The sequence below is a fragment of the Serratia sp. UGAL515B_01 genome (genome assembly GCF_033095805.1).
Classification (GTDB): Bacteria; Pseudomonadota; Gammaproteobacteria; order Enterobacterales; family Enterobacteriaceae; genus Chania.
This window is the reverse complement of record NZ_CP109901.1, coordinates 2,611,032-2,627,356: the sequence shown is the minus strand read 5'-3', so window position 1 is coordinate 2,627,356 and position 16,325 is coordinate 2,611,032. Positions and strand designations below refer to the sequence as shown.

The 16,325-nt window shown below is 48.7% G+C and carries 15 protein-coding genes; 10 read left to right on the top strand and 5 right to left on the bottom strand.

The features are described 5' to 3' along the window. Window positions 1-5: 5 nt before the first annotated feature. Entirely contained in the window at window positions 6-902 is an 897-nt protein-coding gene (locus OK023_RS11775; RefSeq protein ID WP_317692907.1) for a sugar kinase, read from the bottom strand. 223 nt (window positions 903-1,125) lie between these two features. Between OK023_RS11775 and yihU the strand changes: the two genes are divergently transcribed. From yihU to ompL, 8 genes are all read left to right on the top strand, one after another. Next, window positions 1,126-2,016: a sulfolactaldehyde 3-reductase gene (yihU, locus tag OK023_RS11770; protein ID WP_317692906.1), complete on the top strand. Its 891-nt coding sequence runs from the start codon at window positions 1,126-1,128 to the stop codon at window positions 2,014-2,016. A gap of 47 nt (window positions 2,017-2,063) precedes the next feature. Then, window positions 2,064-2,927: a class II fructose-bisphosphate aldolase gene (locus tag OK023_RS11765; RefSeq protein WP_317692905.1), complete on the top strand. Its 864-nt coding sequence runs from the start codon at window positions 2,064-2,066 to the stop codon at window positions 2,925-2,927. A 47-nt stretch (window positions 2,928-2,974) separates the two neighbouring features. Next, on the top strand, window positions 2,975-4,018 hold the full coding sequence (locus OK023_RS11760) for an aldose epimerase family protein (RefSeq protein ID WP_317692904.1): 1,044 nt from the start codon (window positions 2,975-2,977) through the stop codon (window positions 4,016-4,018). Window positions 4,019-4,045: 27 nt separating this feature from the next. Beyond that, the gene (locus OK023_RS11755; RefSeq protein ID WP_317692903.1) at window positions 4,046-5,389 is read left to right on the top strand and encodes an L-fucose/L-arabinose isomerase family protein; all 1,344 of its coding nucleotides are present in this window, start codon (window positions 4,046-4,048) and stop codon (window positions 5,387-5,389) included. A gap of 56 nt (window positions 5,390-5,445) precedes the next feature. Beyond that, a complete protein-coding gene (locus OK023_RS11750) occupies window positions 5,446-7,485 on the top strand; it encodes an alpha-glucosidase (protein ID WP_317692902.1) in 2,040 nt (679 codons plus the stop codon). 78 nt (window positions 7,486-7,563) lie between these two features. Continuing rightward, window positions 7,564-8,955 (top strand): MFS transporter, encoded by a 1,392-nt coding sequence (locus OK023_RS11745; RefSeq protein WP_317692901.1) that lies wholly within the window; start codon window positions 7,564-7,566, stop codon window positions 8,953-8,955. A 209-nt stretch (window positions 8,956-9,164) separates the two neighbouring features. Then, entirely contained in the window at window positions 9,165-10,601 is a 1,437-nt protein-coding gene (locus OK023_RS11740) for an MFS transporter (RefSeq protein WP_317692900.1), read from the top strand. Window positions 10,602-10,897: 296 nt separating this feature from the next. Next, window positions 10,898-11,593, top strand: a complete 696-nt coding sequence (gene ompL / locus OK023_RS11735) for a porin OmpL (protein WP_317692899.1) — start codon at window positions 10,898-10,900, stop codon at window positions 11,591-11,593. Between the two features lie 92 nt (window positions 11,594-11,685). On the opposite strand, the gene OK023_RS11730 is transcribed toward ompL, so the two are convergent. Then, window positions 11,686-13,278, bottom strand: coding sequence for a sensor histidine kinase (locus OK023_RS11730; RefSeq protein WP_317692898.1), 1,593 nt, complete (start codon window positions 13,276-13,278; stop codon window positions 11,686-11,688). 364 nt (window positions 13,279-13,642) lie between these two features. On the opposite strand from OK023_RS11730, the gene asr reads away from it, so the two are divergent. Then, complete coding sequence (asr, locus tag OK023_RS11725) at window positions 13,643-13,987, top strand: acid resistance repetitive basic protein Asr (RefSeq protein ID WP_317692897.1); 345 nt, start codon at window positions 13,643-13,645, stop codon at window positions 13,985-13,987. Window positions 13,988-14,225: 238 nt separating this feature from the next. On the opposite strand, the gene OK023_RS11720 is transcribed toward asr, so the two are convergent. Both OK023_RS11720 and OK023_RS11715 read right to left on the bottom strand, forming a co-directional pair. Continuing rightward, window positions 14,226-14,669: a DUF1198 family protein gene (locus OK023_RS11720; RefSeq protein ID WP_317692896.1), complete on the bottom strand. Its 444-nt coding sequence runs from the start codon at window positions 14,667-14,669 to the stop codon at window positions 14,226-14,228. A 63-nt stretch (window positions 14,670-14,732) separates the two neighbouring features. Further along, window positions 14,733-15,071 (bottom strand): MbeD/MobD family mobilization/exclusion protein, encoded by a 339-nt coding sequence (locus OK023_RS11715; protein WP_317692895.1) that lies wholly within the window; start codon window positions 15,069-15,071, stop codon window positions 14,733-14,735. A 197-nt stretch (window positions 15,072-15,268) separates the two neighbouring features. Between OK023_RS11715 and smrA the strand changes: the two genes are divergently transcribed. Continuing rightward, window positions 15,269-15,841, top strand: coding sequence for a DNA endonuclease SmrA (smrA, locus tag OK023_RS11710; RefSeq protein WP_317692894.1), 573 nt, complete (start codon window positions 15,269-15,271; stop codon window positions 15,839-15,841). Window positions 15,842-15,941: 100 nt separating this feature from the next. Here smrA and OK023_RS11705 read toward each other — a convergent pair whose 3' ends face one another. After that, entirely contained in the window at window positions 15,942-16,304 is a 363-nt protein-coding gene (locus OK023_RS11705; protein WP_317692893.1) for a DoxX family protein, read from the bottom strand. Between the last annotated feature and the right edge of the window lie 21 nt (window positions 16,305-16,325).

Here is a 16,325-nt window from a genome sequence, read left to right as displayed (position 1 = left end):
TCATTTTATACAAAACTGGCCAGGAAAGAGTTTGTTTGATCACAATCGGGGATGCCAGCTCGTCCTCCAGGACGCGTACACTTCAGCGCGGCAACTGCATTTGCATAACGTACCGCTTCGGCAATATCAGTATAAGATCCCAGAGTTACTGCCAATGCACCATGAAAAACATCTCCTGCTCCTGTGGTATCGACCACTTTTACCTTAAAGCCAGGCTGATGTTTCAGTTGACCATTTTCCAGCCAGAAGCAACCTTGTTTTCCTTGAGTGACATAAACGTGTCCATTTTTGTCATTTTTGGCTGCTCGAAGACTTTTCTCGACATTGTTTTCTCCTGTTATGCGTAGTAAGCCGGGTTCGGAGAAAGCCGCATGATCGGCCAGAGCTACCAATGGGCGGATATCCTGCGGCGTCACGTCAGCATCTAACAAGGTTGTAACCCCTGCCTGACGGGCCAGGGTAAAGGCGGTTAGTGCCCCATGATGCCAGCGTACGTCAGCCAATACCACGTCGTATTGGCTGAAGTCGATCTGGTTTAGCCAGCCGGCTTCTTCTGGCAAGTCAGGACTGGGGTGGTTGACAATAATGCGTTCCCCCTGTGCATCCACCAGCACTGCTGATTGTGACGAACGGGCTTGCGGGTAGCGGCGTGTGTAACCGACATTAACGCCATAACTGGCTAATTCATCCAACAGCGTTTGCCCGGTATTATCCCCCCCGACACGGCCAATAAAGTCCACTTTGGCCCCTAGTTTGGCTGCAGTTACCGCTGCCGTTGCCGCTGGCCCTCCGCCTATTTCTCGATAATCGTTAGCAACATATTTGCCGCCGCCTTGCGGTAGTTTCTCCACGTAATACAAACGGTCCTGCACTGTAATACCTACACATGCGATTCGAGTCATGGTCTGGATCCTTGTTGTTCATTTGCTGTTGCCAAAACGGTTTTCACCAAAAAGTGGTGGCCGATCACGATGCAGCCATTTTAATTTTCTTAAATGTTAAAAGAGTGATGGTTGTCAATTTTTTGACTATAAATTACAAATACGATCAAAAACAGACAAGTAATTCTATTATTTACCGTTTGATTGTCATAAAGATGACACTCTAAACCAACAGGAGAACACCATGGCACAGATCGCATTTATCGGGCTAGGGCAAATGGGGGCGCCTATGGCCAGCAATCTGATCAAACAAGGTCATCGGTTGAGCGTTTTTGATATCAGCTCGGCGGCGGTCAGTAGCCTGGAAGCACAAGGGGCTAAAGGGGCCGCCAGTCCGGCACAGGCAGCGCTGGATGCCGAGTTCGTGATTACCATGTTGCCTAACGGCGATTTGGTACGTGAAGTATTGTTCGGTGCTGACGGGGTGTGTTCTGCGTTATCACCCGAGGCCCTCGTGATTGACATGTCCACTATCCACCCACTGCAAACCGACCGCTTGATCGCAGAGATGCAGGCGCGTGGTTTTAGCCTGATGGATGCACCGGTAGGGCGTACTTCAGATCACGCACAGGCTGGCACATTGTTGATCCTGGCTGGTGGTAACGCCAAGCAGGTAGAACGCGCTACGCCAGTGTTGATGGCAATGGGCTCTGAACTGATTAATGCCGGCGGGCCAGGCATGGGTATCCGCGTAAAACTGATCAACAACTACATGAGTATCGCTCTGAATGCATTGTCTGCTGAGGCAGCCGTGCTGTGCGAGGCTTTGGGGCTATCGTTCGACGTAGCGCTGAAAGTAATGAGTGGCACACCGGCAGGTAAAGGCCATTTCACCACAACGTGGCCTAACAAAGTGTTGAAGGGCGATCTCAGCCCGGCATTCATGATCGATCTGGCACATAAAGATTTAGGAATTGCGCTGGATGTGGCCAATCAGCTTCATGTTGCGATGCCTATGGGGGCAGCTTCACGGGAGGTTTACAGCCAGGCGCGTGCCAGCGGGCGTGGAAAACAGGATTGGAGCGCCATTCTGGAGCAGGTTCGTTTTACTTCAGGCAGGGCGAACACTAAGTAGGTTTACTGCAGAAGCGCCTGATATTCAGTGCGCAAAGGGGAGAGAAAATGCCTTATTTATCCGGTAATAGCATGATTCAGCACGCATGGGAAAACGGCTATGCCATTGGCGCGTTTAGCGCACATAACGCTGAAACTATTCGCGCCATCTTGCTGGCGGCAGAACAGGAGCAAGCACCCATCATGATACAGGTCGGCCAGAAAGTGATCAGTGTGATGGGGTTAGAGCCGATGAAAAAAATGATCGATGCGTTTATGCACGACATTACCGTGCCGGTATGTATTCACCTCGATCATAGCCGCAGCTTTGAGCAAACCCTGCGGGCAGTGCAGGCTGGGTTCCAATCGGTAATGTTCGACGGCTCACATCTGCCGTTCGAAGAAAATGTTCGCGTAACTCGCGCTGTAGCGGATGTCGCCCATGTGCTGAATATCGGTGTGGAAGGTGAGATCGGCAAAATTGGTGGCACCGAAGATGATATTTCGGTTGATGAAAAAGATGCACTTATTACCAGCAGTGATGAGGCTCTGAAGTTTGCAGAATTGACGACTGTGGATTATCTGGCTGTATCCATTGGAACAGCCCATGGACTGTACAAGCAAGAACCCAAGCTGGCTTTTGAACGCCTGCAGGAGATCCGAGAGATCGTCAAGAAGCCGATTGTGCTGCACGGAGGGTCCGGTGTGCCGGACGAGCAGATCCGCAAAGCGGTCTCGTTGGGGGTAGCAAAAATAAATGTGGATACCGAACTGCGGCAGGCTTTCACTCAAGGGATAGCTGAAGTACTCAACAAGGATCCGCAAGAGTTCGTGTTGGCTGTTTCACTGGGCAATGGCCAAAATGCGATGCAAGCCAAGGTAGCCGAAAAAATCAGATTGTTCGGCAGCAATGGTAAAGCCGCTCAATTTTAACCCTCTGTTGCGCGGTAATATGCCACGCTGATCATAAGGTTCAGATTATGACAACCATCCAACGCCAACATTTTGGCGAACATCAAGGACAGGCCGTTTCCCTTTTCACGCTGACTAATGTGAACGGTATGCGGTTATGTGTGACTGATTACGGTTGCATCATTACTCAACTCTGGGTGCCTGATCGTCACGGGCAGACGGAGGATATCGTATTGGGTTTTGACGAGCTGGCTTCCTATCAGGCCGGGCATCCATTCTTTGGTGCGATTGCCGGGCGCTGTGCCAATCGTATTGCGGGTGGACGTTTCAGCATTGATGGCGATGAGCATATTTTAGCCACTAATGAATTGACGACAGGGCAGCACTTACACGGAGGACTTCGGGGTTTTGACAAATATATCTGGCAGGCGCAGCCAGATGGTGACGGTATCATCTTCAGCCGAACTTCTGCCGATGGTGAAGAGGGTTATCCAGGGAATCTACGGGTTTGCCACCGTATTGGTCTGACCGAAAACAACGTAATGACGCTGAGTTTTTCAGCGGAAACGGATAAGCCGACATTGGTCAATCTGGTCAATCACAGTTACTACAATCTGCTGGGCCACACGCACCTGATCCATAACCAACAGCTCAAGATCGAAGCCGATTTCATTACGCCAGTGGACGAAGTCACCATGCTGCCAACCGGTGAAATTCGCCGTGTTGCCGGAACGGCATTTGATTTTCGCAATGCCCGTCGCTTAGGGGACGCCATGCTGCATCGGCCAGCACAGGATTTTGATATGAATTATGTGCTCAAGCCAGGGCAAGGTGAACTGCATCCTGCCGCGACGCTTATCTGCCCGCAGAGTGGACGTGTGATGGAAGTTCATACCTCGCTGCCAGGTGTGCAGTTCTATAACGCCTTCAAACTTTCCAACAAGGTCTGGAACGGTAAGGCCGGTCATCGCTATCAGGCCTTTTCCGGCCTCTGCCTTGAAACACAGGCATTCCCGGACAGCATCCACCATGCCCATTTCGGCAATGTTGTGTTGCGCCCAGGGGAAAAATACCACAGCCGGACTGAGCACCGTTTCAGTACTGTTGCATAGATTTATTCGATCACTGGAAGTCATAAAATGAAAAATAAAGCAAAAGTTGGTGTGCTGGCACTGGGCCGCACAACCTTTGATGTTCCCTACGCGCAGGAAATGCTGGCACAGGCTTGGCAAATACTTAACAGCATGGATTTTGATCTGGTTGGTGACCCGGTGTTGCAGTTTGATGCGGAGTCGGCCCTACAAGCGTTACCCGCACTCAAACAGGCCGATCTCGATCTGTTAATGATCTTACAGGTCACCTTTACAGATGCTTCACTTACCCTGGAAGTGGTGCGTGATTTTCCCGTACCTACGGCAATGTGGTCATTCCCGGAAGCGCGTACCGGTGGCCGTTTACGTCTGAACTCATTCTGCGGTGTGAATCTGGCGTGCCACGCATTGAGCCGTGAAGCGCTCAACGTGCAGACATTGCATGGTTTACCGGACGATAGCCGTGTGGTTCACGAACTGCTGCAGTTGGCGCAGGCGGCAGCGATAGTCAAACGCTTCAAACAGGCCAAGGTGATGGTGATTGGCGAACATCCGTTGGGTTTTGATGCCTGTAACTATAATCAGCAACAGTTGAAGCAGCACTTTGGTGTTGAAATCACCCGTCAGCCGGTGTTGGAGTTTATCGATGAAGTGAAAGAGCTACCCGACAGCGTAGCCGATGCGCCTTATGCCCGCCGAGCCAAAGATTTCTCCAATCTGGCGGAGATGGACCAGACCGCCACCCGCAAAACCCTCAAGGTTTATTCTGCCCTGCGTGAAAAAGCGCAGCGTGAAGGTTACACCGGCATTGCTGTGCGTTGCTGGCCGGATTTCTTCACCGACTACGGCTGTGCTGCCTGTGGTGCATTGGCACTGATGAATGAAGACAAAGTGCCGTGCGGCTGTGAAGCCGACATGTTTGGCGTGCTCTCTTCACTGATGGCGCAATGGGCGTCTGGCAATGCGGCATTCAATACTGACCTGGTGGATATCGATCCGCAAGATAACAGTGTGGTGTTCTGGCACTGTGGACAGGCACCGATCGAAATGGCCGATTGCGACGGCCCAGTGCAGGCCACCATCCACTCTAACCGTAAGCTCCCACTGCTCTCCGAATTCGCCCTCAAACCGGGGCGCATCACGCTGTGCCGCATCACTCAGGGCGAAGGCAAACTGCGCCTGATGCTGGCGGGTGGCGAGATGATCAAAGCCCCGTTGGCCTTTTCTGGCACTGCGGGGACGGCACGACTGGATGTGGATGCTGACACTTACCGCCAGAGGCTGATCGCGGCGGGCATGGAGCATCACACCTCACTGGTATACGGCGAACACCGGCCGCTACTGCGTAAAGTCGCCAATCTGCTTGGCCTGGACGTGATTGAGCTAACCTGAGCCTGATGTAAACGTTTGGGGAAAATACGGCAATTAACCTTTTGGGAGAATGGAGTATGGCTTCTCAGCAAGGCGGCCTGAATGGCCTGGAACTGACGCAGCACCAAGGTGGATTTACGCTGAGGTTTCACAATAGAGTGCTGTTGCAACACAGTACACAGGCTCCCTGCCTGTGGATCGGACGTGGTAAAGCGGATATTGATATGTTCCGCGGTAACTTCAGCATCAAAGATCAACTTAGTGAAAAACTGGCACTGACAGAGGCCTGCATTACCCCACAAAACGGGGGCTGGGTGATCCGCTTCAGCCGGGGTGATGTGGCACAAAGCACGCTGGAAGTCGGCACAGATAGCGCCGGGCGGTTGGAGATGCAACTGCGCAATGACGATGAGCATAACAACCGCATGTGGCTGCGTCTGTCTGCTCAGCCTGAGGATCACGTTTATGGCTGCGGCGAGCAGTTTTCCTATTTCGATCTGCGTGGAAAACCTTTCCCACTATGGACCAGCGAACAGGGTGTTGGCCGTAACAAGCAGAGTCTTGTTACCTGGCAGGCTGACTGCAAAGAAAATGCGGGTGGTGATTACTACTGGACCTTCTTCCCACAGCCGACGTTTGTCAGCAGCCAGAAGTATTACTGCCATGTCGAAAACAGCTGTTATATGAACTTTGATTTCTCTGCACCAGCCTATCATGAACTGGCGATCTGGCAGGATCAGGCGGTGCTGCGTTTTGACTGTGCTAGCACCTATATCAGCCTGTTAGAAAAGTTGACCGCATTGTTGGGGCGCCAACCTGAACTGCCTGACTGGGTTTACGACGGCGTGATCCTCGGTATTCAAGGGGGAACCGAAGTCTGCCAACATAAGCTGGATCTGATGCGTGAACATGGCGTCAAAGTCAGCGGTATTTGGGCACAGGACTGGGAAGGCCGTCGTATCACCTCTTTCGGCAAACGTCTGATGTGGAACTGGCGCTGGGACAGCGAGCTGTACCCGGATCTGGATAAGCGTATCCCGCAATGGAAAAAACAGGGCGTGCGCTTTCTCGGTTACATCAACCCGTATGTCGCCATCGAGAAAGAACTGTATGCCGAGGCCGCTGAACATGGCTATCTGACCAAAGATTACAGCGGTAACGATTATCAGGTCGAATTTGGCGAGTTCTATGCAAGCGTGGTGGATCTCACCAAACCTGAGGCATATGACTGGTACAAAAATGTTATCAAAAAGAACCTGATCGAGTTTGGTCTCGACGGTTGGATGGCCGATTTTGGTGAATATCTACCCACTGATACTGTGATGTATAACGGTGTAGATGCAGAAATTATGCATAACGCCTGGCCAGCACTATGGGCCAAGTGTAACTACGACGCACTGGTAGAAAGCGGCAAACTGGGTGAGATCCTGTTCTTTATGCGTGCAGGTTACACCGGTAGCCAGAAGTATTCGGTGATGATGTGGGCGGGCGACCAGAACGTCGATTGGAGCCTAGACGACGGACTGGCCTCGGTGATCCCGGCAGCACTGTCGCTGGCGATGACCGGCCACGGTTTACACCATAGTGACATCGGCGGTTACACCACGTTGTTTGATATGAAGCGCAGTAAAGAACTGTTGATGCGCTGGTGCGAGTTCTGCGCCTTTACCCCGCTGATGCGTACCCACGAAGGTAATCGCCCGGATGATAACTGGCAGTTTGATCATGATGTGGAAACGATCCGTCAGTTTGCACGTATGAGCCAGGTGTTCAGCACCCTTAAACCCTACATCAAACAGGCGGTAGCACTCAACGCACAGTCAGGTTTGCCGGTAATGCGCCCACTGTTCCTGCATTACGAAGACGATGCCCATACCTACAGCCTGAAATACCAATATCTGTTCGGCCGCGATCTGTTGGTGGCACCTGTACACGAAGAGGGCCGCACGGATTGGACGCTCTATCTGCCAAGGGATAGCTGGATCAATCTGTGGACCGGTGAAGCGCACGAGGGTGGGAGCGAAGTGACGGTTGCTGCACCTATTGGCCAACCACCGGTGTTCTACCGCGCGGGTAGTGAGTGGGCGGCGCTATTCGCTTCTCTTCGTACATTGTAATAACCCACTGTCAGCCGCTATTGCCTGTTCGGCGTGGCGGCTATCTCTGGGAACGGGTGTTTTCCAAGGAGAAGTACTATGAGTGAAACCAATCAGGACCCGGTCAAACTGATATTGCCGTTGCGCGAGAAATTTGCCTACGGTATGGGAGATGTCGGTTCCAACCTGCTGTTATGCGTGGGAACCTTGTATTTGCTTAAATTTTATACCGATGTGCTGGGTATCCCGGCTGCGTGGGGCGGGGTGATCTTTCTTGTCTCGCGCTTTTTTACCGCGTTTACCGACATGGGGACTGGGTTGATGCTGGATTCCCGGCGCAACATTGGCCCGAAAGGCAAGTTCCGTCCATTTATCCTCTATGCTTCGATGCCGGTGGCCTTGCTGGTGGTGGCCAACTTCGTCGGCACCTCGTTCGATATCACCATTAAAACGGTGATCGCTACGTTGCTCTTTATGGCATTTGGCCTGTTCTTCAGCATGATGAACTGTTCCTACGGTGCCATGGTTCCTGCGATGACTAAAAACCCGCAAGAGCGCGCGCAGCTTGCCGCTTGGCGTCAAGGGGGGGCAACGGTTGGGCTGCTACTGTGTACCGTAGGTTTTGTGCCGATCCTATCGCTGTTTGAAGGTCGTGCGCAGGTGGGTTATCTGGTGGCTGCGGCAATCTTTGCTTTCGCAGGGATGTTGTGCATGTGGTGGTGCTATTCCGGGGTAAAAGAACGCTATGTTGAGTTGCCTAAACCAGGAGCACCAAAACCGGGCTTGCTGCAATCTTTTAAAGCGATCACGGGTAACAAACCGCTGTTCGTTCTTTGCGTAGCCAATCTTTGCACGCTTGCCGGGTTTAACATCAAGCTGGCGATCCAGATTTACTATACCCAATACGTACTCAACGATATTACTTTACTGTCCTACATGGGGTTTTTCAGCATGGGTTGCATCCTGTTGGGGGTACTCCTCGTGCCGACGGTCGTAAAGCGTTTTGGTAAAAAGAATGTCTATCTCGGCGGTTTGTCATTATGGGTTCTTGGCGACGCCATGAACTACCTGTGGGGCAGTACCTCAACGCTCTTCGTGTTGTTCTCTTGCTTGGCATTCTTTGGCACGGCGTTCGTCAATAGCCTTAACTGGGCGCTGGTATCGGATACCGTGGAATACGGTGAATGGAAAACCGGCGTGCGTTCAGAAGGCACGGTTTATACCGGTTTTACTTTTTTCCGCAAGGTTTCTCAAGGATTAGCCGGTTTCTTCCCAGGGGTAATGCTGGCTTATATCGGCTATATCCCGAATGTAGAACAAGCGGCCGGAACGTTGGAAGGTTTGCGGCAATTGATTTTCGTCTACCCGTGCGGACTCGCGGTGCTGACCGCGTTGACCATGGGGTTGTTCTATCAACTGACAGAGACAAATTATCTCAAGATTGTCGGTGAACTGGAAGACAGAAAACGTACCGTAAGCCCGGTAATGTAAAAAGGTAATAACCTATAACCCGTTTATGGCAGGCCATGAACGTAATGGATATACCCAAAATAATTCGAGTTGCTTGTAGGCGGCAACTGAGTGAAACCCTAGGAGCATAGATAAGCTATGTGACTAGGGTGAACGAAGGCAGCCAACACCCAAGCAACTTGAAGTAGGAAGGGTATAAACGTGTTAAAACAATAATAAGGACCTGTCAAATGGCTAACGCTACATCCTACGAAAACCCCGTTACGCTTCGATTGCCGCTGCGTGAAAAATTTGCCTACGGAATGGGGGATTTCGGCTCTAACCTGATGCTGTGCATCGGCACACTTTATTTGCTGAAATTTTATACCGATATCCTGGGTCTACCTGCTATCTACGGCGGGATAATCTTTTTGATTGCAAAATTCTTTACCGCCTTCACAGATATACTGACCGGTGTATTGCTGGACTCACGGCGTAATATCGGTGCCAAAGGTAAATTCAGACCATTTATCTTTTACGCCTCACTGCCGGTAGCATTGCTAGCGGTGGCAAACTTTTTGAATAGCGACTTCGGCCTGAATATCAAAACCGTACTGGCAACCGTGCTGTTTATGCTGTTTGGGTTGTTCTACAGCTTAATGAACTGTGCCTATGGGGCGATGTTGCCAGCAATCACCAAAAACCCACAGGGGCGTGCACAATTGGCTGCATGGCGACAAGGAGGGGCAACGTTGGGCCTACTACTTTGCACCGTAGGCTTTGTACCGATTCAAATGCTGTTCATATCATCGCCAGAAATAGGATATCTGGCTGCCGCAGTCGTATTTTCGACCTTTGGCCTGTTTTGTATGTGGTGGTGCCATGCTAACGTTAAAGAACGTTATGTTGATGTAGTGCCCGCACATCATAAACCGGGAATTTTTAAATCTTTCCGCGCCATTTTCCAAAATCCGCCACTGTTGGTGTTATGCATTGCTAACCTGTGTACGCTGGCGGCGTTTAATATCAAGCTGGCGATCCAGGTTTATTACACCCAATACGTATTGCATGATATTCACTTGCTGGCATACATGGGTTTCTTCAGCATGGGGTGCATTCTGATTGGTGTATTGATGGTTCCGGCAGCGGTGAAACGTTTTGGCAAGAAGAACGTTTACCTCGGTGGCTTGCTGCTTTGGTGCTTAGGCGATCTGTTCAACTATGCTTGGGGCGACAGCTCAGTTTCTTTCGTTGCATTTTCCTGTATGGCATTTTTTGGTACGGCTTTTGTCAATAGCCTTAACTGGGCATTGGTGCCTGACACAGTCGATTACGGTGAATGGAAAACGGGTATCCGTGCGGAAGGTTCTGTTTATACTGGATACACCTTTTCTCGCAAAATTTCTGCCGCGTTGGCGGGATTATTACCAGGTATTATGTTAACGAAAATCGGTTATATTCCGAACATTGAGCAGTCTGATGCGGTGTCGGAAGGCCTGCGCCAGTTAATTTTTATTTACCCCTGTGTATTAGCGATATCTGCTGCCGTTATGATGGGCGCTTTCTATAAGTTAAATGAGCAGCTATTTATGAGAATAATAGAGGACATTAATATGAGGAAAATTAATCCAAGTAAGAATTCAGCATTTCTCCCAAAAATTGATACGGAAATAATAAAAGAAACTTAATTGTAATATTAGAGCTGTTAGTGTAATTTTTATACTGGCTGCCTCGCAGTGTGTCGTGCTTTCCATATTTATTATTGTGTATAGGTCGATGGTTTGTCTTTTTGTAATTCAAATTCATTATGGTGTATTTGATAATTAAATACATAATGAGGTTATGCTTTGTAAATTCCTTGTAACCTGATGGTTATACCGTAGCCCTTACTTTAAAATAAAAACATGGAGTGCTTGACCTTGCTTTTTTATCAAGGTTAATGTCATGAAGGAAATAATAATACATGCTTAATTAGGGACGACTAATGAATAAATTATATTCAATTCTATTGATTTCAGCGTTGGCAACATCAGTCAGTGCTCAAGCTGGGAGTGCTTTTCTGGAAGCGCGTCAAGCCTACAATACGGTTTCTGAATTAAGTGAAATCGCCTTGCGTGGTGGTTACAACTTTGATATCGGCGCTGGGATAATGGTGACTAATGCCTATAATATTGGCAAGTTCGATCAGTTCAAGCACAGTTTTAACGAACTGGAAGGTTGGTATCCACTGTTTCACCCTACTAATGAATGGACAATTTCGTCTGGCGGGTTGATAAACTCTAACAGTAATGGTTCAGGTGGTGCACTCTACTTGGACAACAACTATAAATTCCTGCCTTCTTTCAACTTGACGATACGCTATCGTTATAACCGTAATAACTATGACTCAATCGATTTTAACGGGCAGCCGGCGCGTAATGATACGCATGAAATTGCCAGCTATCTTAATTTTAGCGTCACCGATAAGTTGAGTTATACGCTTGAACCTCATTATTTTATTCGTGTGAATGATTTTCAAAGCAAAAACGGCAAAAGCCACCATTGGGAACTCACTAATAAGTTCAGTTATAAAGTAGACGCGCATTGGATGCCGTATTTAGAACTGCAGTGGTTGGACCGTTGGAATGATTACAACAAAGAGCAGTACCGTATTCGTTTGGGAGCGCGTTATACCTTCTGATATGCAGTAGGAAAACTCGGCCGTATAAATCGGCCGGGTAAAGTTTTCAGCTTAATACTAGGAATAATTACCAGAGTTGTGAAAGAGGTTACTTAAGCTTTTGGTATAAACAGTGAAAAAATAGCACCTCGTGGGTCGTTATCCGACACTTCAATGTTGCCGCCTGCTTGGGCTACGTAGTTTGCCACTAAGTGCAGACCAATACCGTGGTCGCCTTTTTCTTTGGTTGTTATGCCCTGTTTAAACAACGTGTCACGGATCTGTGGCGCAATACCGGTACCGTGATCGGCAACCTCGATGACCAGTTCTTTTCCACTATCATTGATATAGAACTCCACCACGCCATGCGGTGCAGCGCAGCACAATGTCGCATCGACAGCGTTATCCAGTAGGTTGCCGATAATCGACATCAGTTCAGTTTCATTCAAAGTTGGCGGGATTTGACGCAATTGGCAGGCAGGATCGAAGCGTAAGATGATACCTTTTTCACGTGCGCTAGCATATTTACCCAACAGCAGACCGCACAGTGCGGCATAACTGAAACGTTGCGAAATAAAATCGAGGATCTCCTGAGCACCTTCAGACTGGGCTTCCACGTAACGGATAGCTTCATCATAGCGCTGCATATGCAATAAACCTGCGAGGGTGGCGGTCCAGTTTAACTGTTCATGGCGCATGATACGCAGGCTATCAGCATAACGTTTCACCTGGCTTAGTTGGCTACTGAGCGTGTTAATGTCGTTTTTGTCACGGAAGCTGATTACCCAGCCTTGTGGTTCATCATCCTGCATAATACGGACTCGGCTGGCAATCACTCGGATATGGTTGAAACGGCATACTTCATCGTGAATATCGTGATCCCGCTGTGAAGCCGCAAAGAAGTCAGGTTGGGCTCGGATCACTTGGTTGATAGGTTGTCCTAACAAGTTATTGGCTGGTTGGTGTAGATCCAGGCGCTCACGGGCAGCATGATTGATGGTGGTAATGCGTAATTGTGGGTCTACCGCGATTACCCCTTCATAAATAGCTTCTAGCAGAGCTTTTTGTTGACGTACTAACAGAGCAATTTCTTTAGGTTCCAATGAGAACATCTGACGCTTTAGATTTTTCGATAGCAGCCAGGAAAAAATAAACAAAGCTATCAATAACAGAACGATGGAGCCAACAATCTGTGTCAGGATACGAGAATTTAAACTATCGATGTGTGATTTGAGATAACCAACAGAAACAATGCCAATAACCTGGTTATTAGCATCGAGAATCGGTGCTTTGCTGCGTAATGAAATACCGATCCCACCTTCACGGATGGAAATAATGCTTTTACCTGCCAACACGTCTTCATTATCGCCCCCAACCATCGGTTTGCCGAGTCGTTCTGGGTGTTCGGAATGATAAAGATGGATAGTATGGCGATCGCCGATCACGATATAACTTGCGTCACTGCTGGCACGAATTTTTTTCATCAATGCAGCAATTTCACTGGTATTTTTATTCTCTACTGCGTTGACGAGCGTTGGGATCAATGCAATCTCACGGGCTTGCACTTGAGCTCGAACCCCCAGATCGCGGTGTAACTGGGCATCCAATTGGTAATAGGTGTAACCCCCAATCAGCGATAATAACACACAGGAAAAGGCCACCAGATATAGAAATAGTTTGATTTGAAACGAGAGCTTGATCTGCATGGTCTGCTATTGATCTCAAAGTTTTCACAGAGGCTAACCCTATCATAATAACCCTTGAAAATAATATGGGTTATGGTCGAACGGTAGCGGCATCAGCAGTGGTGTTTGTTGCTATTTACTGTGATTGAATGCGGCCATGGATAGTTAAAGGACACAGCCTAGGGTCCAAATCGAGCAAGACATCTTACGCCACGATAAAAGGTATCTAGGTGTATGACCTCTCGATATCGACCGCGATCACAAGTTATGTACATTTGGTTACTCAGCGAAACCAATCACTCACGGAAGCCTGCGATTGATTCCTTTATTATTTTTTCAACGGCCCAATCGGGGCTTACCGAAAACACTCTCTGAGGATTTAAAAATGAAAAAAGTATTAGCGCTGATCGTTGTTGCCACTATGGGTCTGTCTTCTGTTGCTTTCGCTGCTGATACTGCAGTGAAAACTGCTGCACCGGCTGCGACCACTGCAACAACAATGACTGCTGCTCCAGCTAAAGCGACCCATCATAAGAAAGCAACCAAAAAAGCCCCGGAGCAAAAAGCTCAGGCTGCTAAAGAGAAAAAGCACGACAAGAAAGCCCCAGAGCAGAAAGCTCAGGCCGCTAAAGCTAAAAAGCACGACGAGAAAGCCCCAGAGCAGAAAGCCCAGGCCGCTAAAAAACACCACAAATCAAGCAAAAAAGACGCTGCTCCAGCTGCTAAATAAGTGAATGTAGCGGAGTGATAAAAGAGTTCCGCATTATTGGTACATACTCTGACACCCGGAAATCCGGGTGTCTTTTTTTTTGGGGGGGCTACCATAGTAGCCAATCTACTCAACCCGGAAGTGGGTTTAGTGAAGATAGAGTCAAATAGAATTGTTAACCAGAATTAATCCCCACACGGCCTTGACCTCATGATAGTATTACAACATGAATGCCACATCAAAAAGTGGCGCGTAATCATCAGTTGGCAATCGCTTCCTGGTTGTAGCGTTCGTTATAGGCGCGGCGAAACTGTGCCAATTCAAACGCATCCAGCTCGAAATCCGCAAAATAGAACAGTGCCGCTTCGGTATGCTCGGCATGCAGTTCCGGCGATAACCCAGCGCGCAGCAATGTTTCACGCCATAAACCGATCTGTCTATCATCTGCCTGTTTGATAAAGGTCAAATAGATAAACAGCAAATATGCTGCCTGGTGCATCTCATCGGTATAACCATTGTTCAGCATACGTGTAAACGTTTGGCTGTGGCGGCTACCCATTTCCTGCAACATTGATTCGACCAACATCGGCTTTACTTTCAAAAAATGTGCCAGCGAGTCTATCGCTTTCCGTGTATCGGAGGTCAGAATGCGATAACCAATAATAAACACCACGATTAGAGCGGCGATGATGATCCATGTCATTTATGATGTCTTTACCGTCTTAGTTAGCTAGTGCCTGGCAGAAACGCTGTAGCCTTGAAATCATCAGCGTTGCTCGCCGCTAAAATTGCCTGTGGCACGCTGTTGATTACTGACGTAGTGATTGAAAGTGGCAGCATCCTTTGCCAGCGCATCCAGATGTGCGCCCAGCATCCTGATTTGCTTAATCAGAGCATGTTGTTCTGGCAACGAACTGGCGGTATCCAGTTTATGTGCTAATTGTTCATTCTGCACGCGCAGCGACATTTCACGCTGCCTGGCTTCCGCTAACTGCTGTTGCAGAAGCTGATAGCCTCGCTGCCATTCACGGTGCTGCTTTTCAAAACTGGCTTGTAACTCATTCATTGCATTCTGAAACTGGATTTCCAGCTCACGCATAGTCATGGGTTCGATCCTCTGCGGCACTCAATAATATTCTGCAGTATAACGAAAACTGCTCATAAGCTCACCCGTTGCCGTAAACTCTGCTGAGAATCACGACTTGCAACCTTGCCACTGCGTCTTACAATCAACCCAACCCCCTGCAACAGAAAATCCCTAGTAAGTTTTAGGCCGGCATAATCTCCTGAGAGTGGCGCGAAATGAGCAACGAAGAAAAAGGTTTTTTTGAGCAGGCAATGGCCGATGTAATCCCATTATCGGATAGGCAACAAACGCTGTACCTTAAACCACAGAACCCTATTGATAAAAGTGCGCGCCGTGAAGCGCGGGTTTTGCAACTGGATAATTTCCTCAGTACTGACTTTCTTGACATCATTCCGTGCGATATCACATTGGAATATAAGGGCGAAGGCATTCAACAAGGTGTATTAGACAAATTGCGTAATGGGCACTATCCGCCGCAGGCGAGTTTGAATCTACTGCGGCAACGGGTAGAGACCTGTCGCCAGATGTTATTTCGCTTTATTGTGCAAGCACAGCAAGAGAACCTAAGGTCGTTGTTAATTGTTCATGGTCGCGGCCGAGAAGATAAGAGCCATCCGAATATCATTCGCAGCTATGTTGCTAAATGGCTTGGGCAGTTTGAGCAGGTACAAGCATTTTGCCGGGCTTTGCCACGCGATGGGGGAGAGGGCGCCTGTTATGTGACTCTGCGTAAGTCTGCAGAAGCTAAGGCCGATAATTTCGAACGTCATGCGAAACGCAGCCGTTAACCTTCCATTTTCTTTACAAAAACAATTGATTGATCAGCTGCAGCACAATCGTGATGTCAAAAAAATGGCGGCGCTTTGCACCGCCGCCATTATTGTTGAATTAGCGGCTCAACCACTTATAATCCAGAAAGAAACGCCCGGCACCGGTGACTGAAAGCAGCAGTAGCCCTGCTACTATGCTGATATTTTTGAAAAAATTAATCTCGTTACCGATCATTTCTGCCCCATCCATTCTCCAGAAAGGATGACCGATAAAGGCTGTGCCTAATACATAGACAGCATAAATGATGGCCAATGGTTGTGTGAATGCCCCAAGTATAATGGCGATACCGAAAATAAATTCCACCACCACAGAGATAATTGCTGCCAGATAAGGGAACGGCGTAGCGTAGCCCTCCATCGACGTCACTGTGGCACCGAAGTTTGTTAATTTCATCCAACCGAAAATAATAAACAGGATCATCAACAGAATTCTGGGTCGTGA

Coding starts and splice junctions, on each gene's coding strand:
- OK023_RS11730 (WP_317692898.1), bottom strand. CDS start 13,278: ATGCAGATCAAGCTCTCGTTTCAAATCAAACTATTTCTATATCTGGTG.
- OK023_RS11755 (WP_317692903.1), top strand. CDS start 4,046: ATGAAAAATAAAGCAAAAGTTGGTGTGCTGGCACTGGGCCGCACAACC.
- OK023_RS11705 (WP_317692893.1), bottom strand. CDS start 16,304: ATGATCCTGTTTATTATTTTCGGTTGGATGAAATTAACAAACTTCGGT.
- ompL (WP_317692899.1), top strand. CDS start 10,898: ATGAATAAATTATATTCAATTCTATTGATTTCAGCGTTGGCAACATCA.
- OK023_RS11715 (WP_317692895.1), bottom strand. CDS start 15,071: ATGACTATGCGTGAGCTGGAAATCCAGTTTCAGAATGCAATGAATGAG.
- OK023_RS11740 (WP_317692900.1), top strand. CDS start 9,165: ATGGCTAACGCTACATCCTACGAAAACCCCGTTACGCTTCGATTGCCG.
- yihU (WP_317692906.1), top strand. CDS start 1,126: ATGGCACAGATCGCATTTATCGGGCTAGGGCAAATGGGGGCGCCTATG.
- asr (WP_317692897.1), top strand. CDS start 13,643: ATGAAAAAAGTATTAGCGCTGATCGTTGTTGCCACTATGGGTCTGTCT.
- OK023_RS11765 (WP_317692905.1), top strand. CDS start 2,064: ATGCCTTATTTATCCGGTAATAGCATGATTCAGCACGCATGGGAAAAC.
- OK023_RS11750 (WP_317692902.1), top strand. CDS start 5,446: ATGGCTTCTCAGCAAGGCGGCCTGAATGGCCTGGAACTGACGCAGCAC.
- OK023_RS11760 (WP_317692904.1), top strand. CDS start 2,975: ATGACAACCATCCAACGCCAACATTTTGGCGAACATCAAGGACAGGCC.
- OK023_RS11745 (WP_317692901.1), top strand. CDS start 7,564: ATGAGTGAAACCAATCAGGACCCGGTCAAACTGATATTGCCGTTGCGC.
- OK023_RS11775 (WP_317692907.1), bottom strand. CDS start 902: ATGACTCGAATCGCATGTGTAGGTATTACAGTGCAGGACCGTTTGTAT.
- OK023_RS11720 (WP_317692896.1), bottom strand. CDS start 14,669: ATGACATGGATCATCATCGCCGCTCTAATCGTGGTGTTTATTATTGGT.
- smrA (WP_317692894.1), top strand. CDS start 15,269: ATGAGCAACGAAGAAAAAGGTTTTTTTGAGCAGGCAATGGCCGATGTA.